Source organism: Feifania hominis (assembly GCF_014384765.1).
Taxonomy (GTDB): domain Bacteria; phylum Bacillota; class Clostridia; order Oscillospirales; family Feifaniaceae; genus Feifania; species Feifania hominis.
The window spans coordinates 15,210-26,230 of record NZ_JACRSP010000007.1 but is presented as its reverse complement, the minus strand read 5'-3'; the positions used below and the strand labels follow the sequence as shown (position 1 = coordinate 26,230).

The 11,021-nt window shown below is 50.7% G+C and carries 22 protein-coding genes; 18 read left to right on the top strand and 4 right to left on the bottom strand.

What is annotated here, in order from left to right:
• Positions 1-269 precede the first annotated feature (269 nt).
• The 3 genes from H8695_RS11435 to H8695_RS11425 form a co-directional block, all read right to left on the bottom strand.
• On the bottom strand, positions 270-1,397 hold the full coding sequence (locus tag H8695_RS11435; RefSeq protein WP_249301855.1) for a tyrosine-type recombinase/integrase: 1,128 nt from the start codon (positions 1,395-1,397) through the stop codon (positions 270-272).
• A 3-nt stretch (positions 1,398-1,400) separates the two neighbouring features.
• The gene (locus H8695_RS11430; protein ID WP_249301853.1) at positions 1,401-2,270 is read right to left on the bottom strand and encodes an ImmA/IrrE family metallo-endopeptidase; all 870 of its coding nucleotides are present in this window, start codon (positions 2,268-2,270) and stop codon (positions 1,401-1,403) included.
• 99 nt (positions 2,271-2,369) lie between these two features.
• Complete coding sequence (locus H8695_RS11425; RefSeq protein ID WP_249301851.1) at positions 2,370-2,735, bottom strand: helix-turn-helix domain-containing protein; 366 nt, start codon at positions 2,733-2,735, stop codon at positions 2,370-2,372.
• A 140-nt stretch (positions 2,736-2,875) separates the two neighbouring features.
• Here H8695_RS11425 and H8695_RS11420 point away from each other — a divergent pair, with 140 nt between their 5' ends.
• Both H8695_RS11420 and H8695_RS11415 read left to right on the top strand, forming a co-directional pair.
• Complete coding sequence (locus H8695_RS11420; RefSeq protein ID WP_249301848.1) at positions 2,876-3,067, top strand: helix-turn-helix transcriptional regulator; 192 nt, start codon at positions 2,876-2,878, stop codon at positions 3,065-3,067.
• Positions 3,068-3,083: 16 nt separating this feature from the next.
• Entirely contained in the window at positions 3,084-3,302 is a 219-nt protein-coding gene (locus H8695_RS11415) for a hypothetical protein (RefSeq protein WP_249301846.1), read from the top strand.
• Positions 3,303-3,343: 41 nt separating this feature from the next.
• Here the strand turns inward: H8695_RS11415 and H8695_RS11410 are convergent, their stop codons facing one another.
• Positions 3,344-3,682, bottom strand: coding sequence for a hypothetical protein (locus H8695_RS11410; RefSeq protein ID WP_249301844.1), 339 nt, complete (start codon positions 3,680-3,682; stop codon positions 3,344-3,346).
• A gap of 118 nt (positions 3,683-3,800) precedes the next feature.
• Here H8695_RS11410 and H8695_RS11405 point away from each other — a divergent pair, with 118 nt between their 5' ends.
• From H8695_RS11405 to H8695_RS11330, 16 genes are all read left to right on the top strand, one after another.
• Positions 3,801-4,028 (top strand): hypothetical protein, encoded by a 228-nt coding sequence (locus H8695_RS11405; protein WP_249301841.1) that lies wholly within the window; start codon positions 3,801-3,803, stop codon positions 4,026-4,028.
• A gap of 46 nt (positions 4,029-4,074) precedes the next feature.
• Positions 4,075-4,296: a hypothetical protein gene (locus tag H8695_RS11400; RefSeq protein ID WP_249301839.1), complete on the top strand. Its 222-nt coding sequence runs from the start codon at positions 4,075-4,077 to the stop codon at positions 4,294-4,296.
• A gap of 230 nt (positions 4,297-4,526) precedes the next feature.
• A complete protein-coding gene (locus H8695_RS11395; RefSeq protein ID WP_249301837.1) occupies positions 4,527-5,042 on the top strand; it encodes a helix-turn-helix domain-containing protein in 516 nt (171 codons plus the stop codon).
• A 31-nt stretch (positions 5,043-5,073) separates the two neighbouring features.
• Entirely contained in the window at positions 5,074-5,466 is a 393-nt protein-coding gene (locus H8695_RS11390) for a hypothetical protein (RefSeq protein WP_249301835.1), read from the top strand.
• A gap of 228 nt (positions 5,467-5,694) precedes the next feature.
• Entirely contained in the window at positions 5,695-6,237 is a 543-nt protein-coding gene (locus H8695_RS11385) for a Rad52/Rad22 family DNA repair protein (protein WP_249301834.1), read from the top strand.
• Complete coding sequence (locus H8695_RS11380) at positions 6,234-6,941, top strand: putative HNHc nuclease (protein ID WP_249301833.1); 708 nt, start codon at positions 6,234-6,236, stop codon at positions 6,939-6,941. The genes H8695_RS11385 and H8695_RS11380 overlap by 4 nt, the downstream gene beginning before the upstream one ends.
• On the top strand, positions 6,931-7,317 hold the full coding sequence (locus H8695_RS11375) for a single-stranded DNA-binding protein (RefSeq protein WP_249301831.1): 387 nt from the start codon (positions 6,931-6,933) through the stop codon (positions 7,315-7,317). The genes H8695_RS11380 and H8695_RS11375 overlap by 11 nt, the downstream gene beginning before the upstream one ends.
• Before the next feature lie 518 nt (positions 7,318-7,835).
• On the top strand, positions 7,836-8,162 hold the full coding sequence (locus H8695_RS11370; RefSeq protein ID WP_249301823.1) for a hypothetical protein: 327 nt from the start codon (positions 7,836-7,838) through the stop codon (positions 8,160-8,162).
• Entirely contained in the window at positions 8,137-8,571 is a 435-nt protein-coding gene (locus H8695_RS11365) for a hypothetical protein (RefSeq protein WP_249301820.1), read from the top strand. The genes H8695_RS11370 and H8695_RS11365 overlap by 26 nt, the downstream gene beginning before the upstream one ends.
• Positions 8,555-8,920 carry a putative PDDEXK endonuclease gene (locus tag H8695_RS11360; protein ID WP_249301818.1) on the top strand — a complete coding sequence of 122 codons (366 nt, stop codon included), beginning with the start codon at positions 8,555-8,557 and terminating at the stop codon, positions 8,918-8,920. Before H8695_RS11365 ends, H8695_RS11360 begins: the two co-directional genes overlap by 17 nt.
• Before the next feature lie 118 nt (positions 8,921-9,038).
• Positions 9,039-9,440: a hypothetical protein gene (locus H8695_RS11355; protein WP_249301816.1), complete on the top strand. Its 402-nt coding sequence runs from the start codon at positions 9,039-9,041 to the stop codon at positions 9,438-9,440.
• A complete protein-coding gene (locus H8695_RS11350; protein ID WP_249301814.1) occupies positions 9,437-9,733 on the top strand; it encodes a hypothetical protein in 297 nt (98 codons plus the stop codon). Before H8695_RS11355 ends, H8695_RS11350 begins: the two co-directional genes overlap by 4 nt.
• The gene (locus H8695_RS11345) at positions 9,726-9,884 is read left to right on the top strand and encodes a hypothetical protein (protein ID WP_249301812.1); all 159 of its coding nucleotides are present in this window, start codon (positions 9,726-9,728) and stop codon (positions 9,882-9,884) included. Before H8695_RS11350 ends, H8695_RS11345 begins: the two co-directional genes overlap by 8 nt.
• Positions 9,881-10,378 (top strand): hypothetical protein, encoded by a 498-nt coding sequence (locus H8695_RS11340; protein ID WP_249301810.1) that lies wholly within the window; start codon positions 9,881-9,883, stop codon positions 10,376-10,378. The genes H8695_RS11345 and H8695_RS11340 overlap by 4 nt, the downstream gene beginning before the upstream one ends.
• A 2-nt stretch (positions 10,379-10,380) precedes the next feature.
• Positions 10,381-10,692, top strand: coding sequence for a hypothetical protein (locus tag H8695_RS11335; RefSeq protein ID WP_249301808.1), 312 nt, complete (start codon positions 10,381-10,383; stop codon positions 10,690-10,692).
• Positions 10,679-11,020: a hypothetical protein gene (locus H8695_RS11330; RefSeq protein WP_249301806.1), complete on the top strand. Its 342-nt coding sequence runs from the start codon at positions 10,679-10,681 to the stop codon at positions 11,018-11,020. The genes H8695_RS11335 and H8695_RS11330 overlap by 14 nt, the downstream gene beginning before the upstream one ends.
• The last annotated feature ends 1 nt before the right edge of the window (position 11,021 follow it).

The window sequence follows — 11,021 nt, the reverse complement described above, 5'->3', positions numbered from 1 at the left end:
GTATTAATGTCAGTGCGATTTTTAAAGTGCTTTCTTCCTTAGAAAAACAAGGGTTTTTGTGAAGCGGAGGGTAGACTCTGACTCTGCTTGTGAGGGTTCGAATCCTTCTCTCGCAACCATATAAAAAGGCCCGGAAACACTTGATTATTCAAGGCTTCCGGGCTTTTTTTTGTTTTCTTACTGCATTTCTTACTGGTTCGCATACTTAGGTATTATTCGGCATTATTCAGGGTTATTAATGTAAGTATTAATGCAAGCAAGCTCGCTTTTTATTTTGTCTTTGAGGATTGATGTCGATTGATAAGCACACGAGCGTCTTCGGACGCTTTTTTGCTGTGATGCGTATAAATGGACGCTGTTACCTTGATGTCATCGTGTCCCATGAAATATTTCGCAACGTTGATGGGAACACCCGCGTCCTGTAGATCGGTGCAATAGGTGTGCCGGTAACAATAGGGAGTTAGATCTTCAGCAATTTTGGATTCTATAATCTGGTTCCGATAGACTTTGGCCCCCGCGAGAATATCCATCTGGCGCTTAAAAGAGTTCCACAGGCAGTACAAAGACGCCTCTGTATGTCTACGGTCGTTAGTCTGCTGCGTGAAGAGTGTAGGCGTTTTACAGGCTTCACAGGCGGCCTTTAGTTCGTCATAGATGATATCAGGTATGGGGATTTCACGGATGCCGGCGGTGGTTTTGGGTACGCCGATCTTATTGGCACCCGATTTCAGAGCTTTATTGATATGCAAAATCCCATTTTTGAAATCAAAGTCATCCGGTGTAAGCGGAACGGTCTCCTGCGGGCGCAGCCCCAAGTACAGAATCGTTTTCACCCATAACCCACCGGGATGAATTTTTGCTGTTTCGAGGGTGAGGCGGCGTTCTTCCTCTGTAATTTCGCGGTGAGATCCCTTTTTGGTCTTTGGAAGTTCCAGATTTTCAATTACGATCAGATCAAGATAACCGTTGATGGCGGCGCGGCGGAAAGCCTGTCTTATGGTATTGAGGACATGTGATGCATGGCTTTTGCTTCGTCCTTGTTGTTGGTTTATTGTGCGCTGAAGATCGTACTGTGTTAAATCACACAGCCTCATAACACCGATATACGGGACAATATCATGGTTGACGATACTAACGTAATTACGATAGTTCTTATCTCCGCCATGCCCTTTTCGATAAGTCTCGAGCCACTCCTCGAGCCAACGCTTTACGGTAGTATTTTTATTGACAACGATCTCACCGTTTTCAAGCTGCTGCTTTTTTATCTGTATTTTTGCATAGAGATCGGGCAGCGTTTTTGCTTTGATGCTGTACTGTTTCCCTTTATAATAAAATGTGTCCCGATAAAGACCGTCTTTGCCAAGGGCTGGTGGCTGCGTAGATTTTGGCCTGGGCATAGCTTAACCTCCATTCGGAAAACAAATTTTACACGGAGCGTAATATTGCAGTTCATCGCCCGTCACAGGAATTGGTGTGCTGTTTTTGAGATAGCGGCATCCGGCACGATGATACTTTTCGCCCTGTGCGGTGACATAGTATGTCTCTGTTACGCTCACAGATTGCACAGAATCAGGCAGGTCGGGCGAATTGATCTGTGTGGGAAGTGCTTCGTCTGCGCCTGCAAATGTCCCGACAAATGAAATAATGCCATACAGTGCAGGAAGCGCAAGGATTACTGCAAAGATGATGGCCGCCGAACATCTCTTTTTGACCCGAGGCATTGCGCGAGAGATTCGCCGGGCCACAAGAGCATCGTTGGAGTCGCGGATAGTAGAGTCATGGAGAAGAGCAAGCACGTGTGCAGCTCGATCACCGGAAAGCATTGTGAGTTCTTTGATCTGCTCGGTGTCGGAGACGCCACGCCGACGCAGAAAACTCAACGGGGCCATCACCTGATAGGCAAAGGCATCGGCTTCCTGCTCCTGTGCGTCAGATTGTGCACTGTCTTCCGACTTCCCCAGTATTCCAAAATAAGTATGCTCGAGTTCGATGTGGCCGATTTCATGTAGGATTACAAATACCTTTTCACTGAATGAAAGATTGTCCTGATACAGGATGATACGCGCGTCGCCGACGAAGACAGTGAAAGCCTTTTTCTCTGTGTAGGATTGCAGGCTTTGATGCTCGATGATCTCCTGCCCCTCTGTATAGGAGAGCAGGCTGTACCCAAGCCGATCTGTCAGTTCTCGCAACGATTTCGGTGTGAAAAACAGATTGGTGATGTTCTCACGCAGAATGAATTGATTTGCCAGACGGATAATGCAGATCATAATATCATCCCTTTCTGTAATAGTGGATAATATTACAATATCTAACAAGATTCGACATTACAAGTCAATATGCGAGATTGTTTTCAGGTATTATTTTCCTCATTTTGAAGCATCCCGCTTCTTCTGTTGCTCGCGCAGTGTTTTTAACACAGCTTGGAGGGTTTCATACTCTTCTTCGGAAATTACCGTTTCTTCCGATACTCCACCGCCATAGCACATAATTCGCCTCTGAACCGTTTTTGGTTCAGGGGCTTTTTTTTCGTCTTTCTGGACCTCTCGTCCCATTAGATAGTCGACGGAGACATGAAAGAAATCGGCAAGACGCATTGTTGTTTGATAGTTTGGCTCACGTTTGCCAGCTTCCCAACTTCCTACAGTTGATTGTGCTACACCAAAATTATCAGCAAATGCCTGCTGAGACATATTTGCATTTTCTCTTAATTCTTTAAGCCGAATTGAAAACATTTTTAAACTCCTCCTTTTGATTTTATATAATCACATAATGTAATAGAAATCAAGAAAAGTTAAATAATTATCGCTAAATGAGTTGACAAACGCACTTAGTGATGATATGATAAACGCATATAGAGTTAGGAGGTGAAAAAATGAGAAAGTGGCTGGTTGAATTACGAGGCAACAGATCTCAGCAAGATGTGGCAAAGGCGAGTGGCATTTCTCAGAGCTTTTATGCCTCAATTGAAATTGGGACACGCAGACCAAGTGTTGAAGTGGCCAAACGAATTGCTAACGTATTAGGCTTTGAGTGGCAACAGTTTTACGAGGACAAATGCGCATAAGAGGGAGGTGGCGACAATGGCTGACCGCAGACAGATTACTCAGGACATCAAAAGTGAAATTGGAAATTTCCCAAATCTATCGGCGGTTTGCAGATATCTGGGCTGCGGATACGAAAAAGCTGTCGATTACCTGAGAGATGTCCCGTACATTAAGGACGGAAAAGAAAAAAGATATTTGGCGATTGATATTGCACGGATGATTTCAGAAAAGATGGTAGGAGGCAGATTTCAATGACCTACAAAGGCAAGAGGCCATCTGAGCGGGACGCGGGTAATTTAGCGAAACAGCGAGAGAAAAGACTCAACAATGGTGCCGAAATGCTCTGCTGCGACGCCGAGAATGAAACCAAGTATCAGAAGAAATATCTGAAATATACGGTCGAGTTTCTTCTCGCGTTTCTTGCGGGAATTCTCGTTCGTCACTTCCTCCAACCGTGACAGCTCTGACAGCCCTTTTTGACTGGCTCGAAAAAAGTTTGGAGAGACGGTACAATCGCTTTCTATCAGGCCGGCTTCTAAGAGATAGCGCATGACAGAGCCGCTCGGGGTACACCATTCGGAAAAGTCTTTGCCGTTTTTGTACTTTGTCAGCAACTCGATTTGCTCTTTTGTCACAGCAACCACACCCTTTACAAATGATTATAGCAAGCATATCATGCGCCATTATTCCAGACAAGCCAAAAACTATTTTATTGACTGAAAGCGATGTCTGAATGAAAAAGGAGGAGTACAGGTGACTTACAAAGGCAAGCGTCCGAGTGAGCGGGCGCAGCGGCGTCGCAGAATGATCTCCGTTGTCTGCGGCATCATCTCGGCGGTGTGTATCGTTGGCATCATCGTCATGATGTGGCTGACGGACAAGCAGCTGCGCGAGATCGACGAGATGCTCGCGGAGATTGAGGCGATGACCGAGCAGACCGAGCCTGTTGAAAGATGGGTGATGCGGGATGGCGATATGTAACAGAGATTGCTTTAACTGCCCGTACCCGGGCTGCATCAACGATACAATGGAGATGGCGGACTACCGGCAGAGCAGGGAGATCGAGCGGGAGATATTGTTTCCGGCCTCGACCAAACAGAGGAAGATAGCACAGAAAAACCGGAAGTATTACGAGGCCAATAAAGAGAAGATTGCACAGCATAAACGGGAGTACTACGAGGCCAATAAAGAGAAGATTGCACAGTATCAGCGGGAGTATCGGAAAAGGAAGAAACAAAATGCCGTTTGATGGGAGAAGCACATCAGATATGACCAGCGATCAACCGTGTTGGGACTGCAAAAAGGCACTGGGCGGCTGCTCATGGTCGCGGGACTTTACGCCGGTCGCAGGATGGCGGGCGACACCGACATACAAGGCGGGAAACACGGATGGACGCGGCAACCGGCTTCCGCCGATGAAAAGCTACCGCATTACATACTGCCCGGAATTTGAACCTGAAGAAAGGAGAGACAGGCAGGATGAACAGACTGAAAGATGCTCGCACTGGGAAGACGCTGAAGAGGATTGAGCGGGAGATCGGCAGAGCCTATCTGGACAAGCCGAGGCTTTCGCAGATTGAGAACGGGAAGCTGAACCCTGTACCGGGAGATATCCCCGCGTTTCTGGCGGCGTATGGGGCCGAAGAGGTCACGGAGCTGTGGGACGCCTCGGATTTGGACTACGGCGTAAAACGGCCCCGCAGCGAGAGAAAGCCGGACCGGAATAAGAAGACCGGGCGAATCCACATCAGGACGTCACAGAAGATTGCAAAGAGGTTTCACGCCATTCGCAAGCGTTACGGCTACCATACAGGCGAGCAGTGCTTCATCGCAGCATTGGACGCACTCGAGCAGGAGAAAAAAAGAACCGCCCCAACTGCGGGAACAGTTGAGACGGCGGGTGTGAGCCGAAGCCCACAAAGTAATGACAGCCCCAGTATAGGGCAAGGAGGACAAAATGTCAATGATTCCTCTGCTATATCAAAACCTATATGAGCGATACATACGAACGGGAGGGCCGGAGGATATGACGGCATACTGTGACAAGTGCTCGCAGGAGATTTACACGGGCGATGCCCGATACCATTACGGAGGGGAAGAGTTGTGCGAGGACTGCTTTGACGAGATCGTGAGGACATCTGCGACGCCGGAGGACATGTTGTATTTTGCCGACCTTGAGCAACACCGGTGGAGCTTCTATGTGTGGTTCCGCCTCGGGGTCAGGTACTGTGACGAAGACCGTCGCGGTGAGCTGATTGAGATGGCGCGGGAATCCTTTATGGGTCAGTATCATTCGACGCTGCCCGAGGTACGCAGCAGGACGCTGGACGATCTGAGCCTTTATTGTCTGGAGAGCATGCGCGAGGAGTTTTTCGAGCACTGGGCGCAGCAGCACAACATCGAAAGAGAGGTGGCGTAATGCCGGGGGTAATCCGGTATTACGGAGTGGACTATTACACAGTGGGCAGATTGGAGATGATGATTCACTTCCCGAATGGAAAAGTGATCTGTGTCAACTGCCCACTGTGTGCAAGAGACGGACGCTGCCCGATGCGGACAATCTGCATGGCAACAGGCGAGGTTTTGGACAGCCCTACGCTCTGCATTGGGAACCGTTGCCCGATTTGTTTTAAGGAGGAGAAAAACGGTGATAAAGTTTCGCAAGCTGACGGCAGATGAGATTGAGTGCCGGATTCAGCAGCTTCGCCCGGGCAAAAAGGATGGAAAGGTATATGCACTGTGTCTGCTCTACAAGGACGCGCGCTGTGATATGCGGATCCTTGATGAGACAGTGGGGCCGGATAACTGGCAGCGCCGCCACGACGAACACAAGGGCAATCTCTTCTGTTCGGTGGGGGTCAATGTGAACTATGACAAAGGCGGGGAGCGCTGGGTCTGGAAAGAGGATGCGGGAGCGGAGAGCAATCAGGACGCGGAAAAAGGCCACGCTTCGGACAGCTTCAAACGAGCCTGCTTCAACTGGGGGATTGGCCGGGAGCTGTACACGGCGCCGGACATCTTCTTTGAGCTCAAAGAGGGCGAGTATTTCTCCGATGGGACAGACCGAAACGGCAAACCGAAATACAAGAGCTACGCGAAGTTCCGTGTAGCTGCCATAGAATACGAGGGCGACGCAATCCGGCGCGTGGCGATTGAAGACAGCAAAGGCAATGTGAGGTTTTGCAAATGACACTGACGGGCAGAGTGACGGACTACGACCCGAACAGCGGGCTTATGACCATCACGGCGGAGTACGGCAATTTTCTTGACGTCATTCGCAAGGGATACCGGGAGTGTGAGATTCGCCTTGACGACGGGCGGGCTATTTCGGCAAAGCAGCGGCGCAAAGCGCGGGCCATTGTGGCGGACATCTGCACCTGGGCGGGGTACGACGTGCGCACCGAGGCGGACAACGTGCATGAGACGCTCAAGGCATACATGTGCGACGAGTGGGGCTATGAGGATTTCTCACTCGGGAACACCGACATGACGACGGCACGCGAGTACATCAACTATCTGATCAACTTCTGCCTGCGAAACGACGTGCCGTGTCTTGACAGTCTGCTCAACCGCACGGACGACATTGACGCCTATCTCTATGCGTGCCTGTTTTACGGCAAGTGCTGTATTTGCGGGAAGCGGGGCGATTTACACCACGAGGAAGCCATTGGCATGGGGCGCGACCGGACGCAGATCATTCACGAGGGGATACCGGCGATTGAGCTCTGCCGGGTGCATCACACCGAGGCGGAGACGATCGGGCGCGAGGCGTTTCGGGAGAAATACCATGTGTATGGGATACCGCTTGATAAAATACTCTGCCGGAAGCATGGGCTTAAGACGGCGGACATACGGGACAAAGCGTATTTGAAAGGAGTACGGCATGCTGAATAGAGTGATTTTAATGGGGCGACTGACGGCGACCCCGGAGCTGAAAGAGACGCCGAACGGGGTAGCGGTGTGCGCCTTTACACTGGCGTTGGAGCGCAATTTCAAGGGCAGGGACGGCAACAGGCAGACGGACTTCATCGACATTGTGGCGTGGCGGTCGACGGCTGAGTTTGTGGCCCGTTATTTTGACAAGGGCATGCAGGTCGCCGTTGAGGGCACGCTTCAGACGCGCAGCTACGAGGACCGGCAGGGCAATAAAAGAAAAGTTGCTGAGGTTGCGGCCGATCAGGTGTATTTCGCCGATCGGCGACGAGGTGAGAAACAAGGTCAGGATTTTGAGGATATTGTACTCACTGACGACGGCGATCTGCCGTTTTAGGAGGCTGGAGGATGAACTACATACAGGAGATCAACGCCTTTTATGTTTGGCTGATAGAGAATCCACTTCCGGCAAACTGTCAGGCTTTATGGCATCGGCTGATGGCATACTGCAATCAGTTTTGTTGGAAAAGTGATTTTACGGTATCAAACACAAGGCTGCTTGATGAGCTTGGTATAACAAAGGCATCCTTTGACAGAGCGCGCAACACACTAATTCAAAGCGGCCTCATTTCTTACAGGCCCGGAAGAGGCGGGCAGTGCGGGTCATATGCGTTAAATTCTTTCGCGTCTCAAAATGAAGACGATTTTGAGACCGGAACCGGACTGGGTGCGAGATCAGAACCGAACCGGGTGCGAGATCAGAACCGAACGGGAACCGGACCGGGTGCGAGAACATTAGATAAACCAAACGGAAACAAAACAAAACGAAACAAGGGAGAGCGCGCGCCCGCGCGCGCGAAGAGTGGACCGGAAGTTGAGAGAGAGCACGCAGTCCAATTTGCCGAAAATGTAACCATGACCAACGCAGAGCATGAGAAATTGCTTGGCGCTTATGGTGAGGCGGACACTGCGCGGCTGATTGAGATATTGGACAACTACAAGGGCTCGACGGGCAAGCGGTATAAGAACGACTACCGGGCAATTTTGTCGTGGTGTGTGGAGCGGCTCAGGGAGGAGAAAGACGGGCGGCCCCTTGCGGGGCGGCAGCCTCTCGCGGGGCGGCAGTCACGGGCAGGCAGTCGCGCAAGCGACCCGCCGGAGGGAGAGCACAGCTTTGACGTGGATGAGCTTGAGCAGTGGGCGTTTGATGTGACGTATGGAGGTAGCGATGACAATAAATGAAATGGCAAAACGCCTACATGGGCGAGAGTATGGATGCGAGATCACGCAAGCCGAAGCACTACAGGCCAAAAGATCTCATCTTGTCGTAGTATTTGGTTATTCAGATGACAACATGGAACTCAGGGGTGCGATCGACGACGAAATTGGTTGTTGGGGTGACACAAAAGTCTATGTTGATGGAAGCAAGGCGTACAAAATGGCAGCGGGTGAGTGCGGAAGTTGCAGGCTTTATCAAAAGCACGTAGCCATGCTCCCGTGGATACAGGCACTAAGAGGAAACGATTGCTTCTGGTACTACCAAACCAGTTTGCCACATGCAGAGTTTGATGTATTTGAGGACGGGGAACTCTATTGCCGGGGTATCGTCTGCCAACTGCCACAGGAGGGAAGTAATGAACAGCAAGGCTAAGGGGAAACGCGGGGAACTCGAGTGGGCGCGCTTCTGCCGGGAACAGGGCTATGATGTGCGCAGGACAGCGCAGTATTGCGGAAACCCCTTGCGGGCAGCATCCGCGCAGCGGGGCGGCAATATGGACAGCGATTCTTCGGACTGTATAGGGCTGCCGGGGGTACATATTGAGGTCAAGCGCACGGAGCACTTGAGACTGTACGATGCGATGGAGCAGGCCGTGCGGGACAACAGGGACAACGGCGATCTCCCTATAGTGGCCCACCGGCGCAACAACAGCGAGTGGCTTGTGGTTATGCGGGCGGATGACTGGTTTCGGCTATATCGGGAATGGGAGGCAGGGCGATGACATACCCATGTGAAAAGTGCAATAATCCACGCTGCACAAAGGCGTGTGCGAGATGGCGCGAGTGGTATCGTGAGAAGTGGGCACGGCTGCGGCGCATGTATGGGATGGAGGACAGAGCATGAAGAGGCTGACTGAAAGACTTAAAAACGGGGGTATCAGTGTTGATCACGCCGGACAACACGAGACTTCGTTTCATAGACTTGCAACTATCGAGGATATATTAGGCGAAGAGTACGACCTTAACCGCCTCCGTGAACTTGCACAGGCCGACCGGGACGGGCGGTGTGTGGTGCTGCCAGCAACGGCTGTATTTGCGTTGATCTGGGGTGCTGGGCCCGGGTGTGATATGGTTTGTCCAGTTTCCATAGACGGCGAGGGCCAGTGCGACTTCTGCGACCACGGGAAGTTATTTGTGTACGAGTGCCCGTGCAGACAGGAACACATTGACCAAATCGGCAAAACCGTTTTCCTGACCCGCGAGGAGGCCGAGGCCGCTATGGAAATGGAGGACAGACCATGACCGACAGAGAAACGATTCAGAATCTTGAGGGTTTGAAGATAGCCGTACCAGCCTTGACAGAAGTTGTAGACAACGCAATCTCCGCTCTCGAGGAGCGTGACAAATGGGAACGGGTGAAACAGGAGCGTGATGCGGCGGTGGCTGACCTGTATCATATGGGCGGATGTCCGAATTGTACGCACAACAAGGGACGAAACCCGCATACGGGAGTTTATATGTGTAAGAAGCATATAGAATTTCCGAATGGAGACTGCTTTGAATGGCGGGGTATGGGAGGTGCTGACCATGACTAACAAAGAAGCGATTGCAGAATTAAACCTGCTGGAAAGCAGATTCAGCGAAATCAGGAAACGTGATGCGGCATGGGAAGCTGTTGAGATGGCAAAAGAAGCCCTCGTGGAGCGTGATGAGGCGGTAAAAGCCTTGTGGGAAGACGGTCGATGAAAAAATTAAGCAGTGGAGAGATAGAGGAAATTATGCGCAAGTATAGGCCGTGGGTAGGGTTGAGAAGTGATAAAAGATATGACCGTCAAGCCTTGAAACGAGATCTGTTTCCCCAGAGGGCTTGTGGGGGCGAAGAGGATGAAAGTATGCGTATGTTTGATATCTGCGTAAAACAGTTCACGGACAGCGTGGTTGAGTTCGAGGAAACGATGTTCGGAGAAGCTTTAAGGTCATGGGGTTTTGAAAAAAATGATGTGATTACCAAGCTCAAGCGTTACGATTGCTTGGAAAAAGAAAATGAACTGCTCAGGGACAGTCTCAAACAGATAATCGACGAAAAGGACGCGGCAGTGGACAGTTGGCACGGATTCTGCTCAAAATGTGTCTGGAATGGGAAGCAGTACCTCTCTGACGGCAAGATGGATGACCGGTGCAAAACATGCCGGGAGAATAACAAGTGCAACTGGCAATGGCGCGGGGTAAAGGAGGGGTGACAATGGCTGAGTATATCGAGCGGGAGGCGGCACTTGAAATTTGCGAAAAAGAGTATCAAGAGAGACTGAGGATGCTGGACTATTGCGGCGATACCGTGGCATGGAATATTGGCAACGCAATCAAAGCCGTCCCCGCTGCCGACGTTGCGGAGGTGAGGCATGGGCGGTGGGCACATTTGGGTGGAGATGAGTGGTGCTGTACGAAGTGCGGTTATGTGATTACTACAGAGGGCAGTTGGGAAAAACCGATCTCAAAATATTGCGAGGAGTGCGGGGCCCGCATAGATAAGGAGGACGAACATGAGGCTTATTGATGCTGATGATTTTGACACGAAGTTATTCAACGATGGTTTTTTTGGAGGATTGGCAGCAGCTATTGGGAATACACCTCGAAAGAGAAAATTCACGATAGGTGAGTTCCGTGGAATGTTGAAAAACGCCCCCACTATCGACGCTGTGACGGTGGTCAGGTGCCGGGAGTGCAAACACTGGGATGGATTTCATAGTTGCCATTGCCACAAAGCAGACGATAACGGGACACCTATTTTCATGCGAGAATATGATTTCTGCTCCCATGGAGAACGAATGGATAAGGAGGTCATCAGCAACATACATGACAACCCGGAGCTGAGAGGGGGATAAC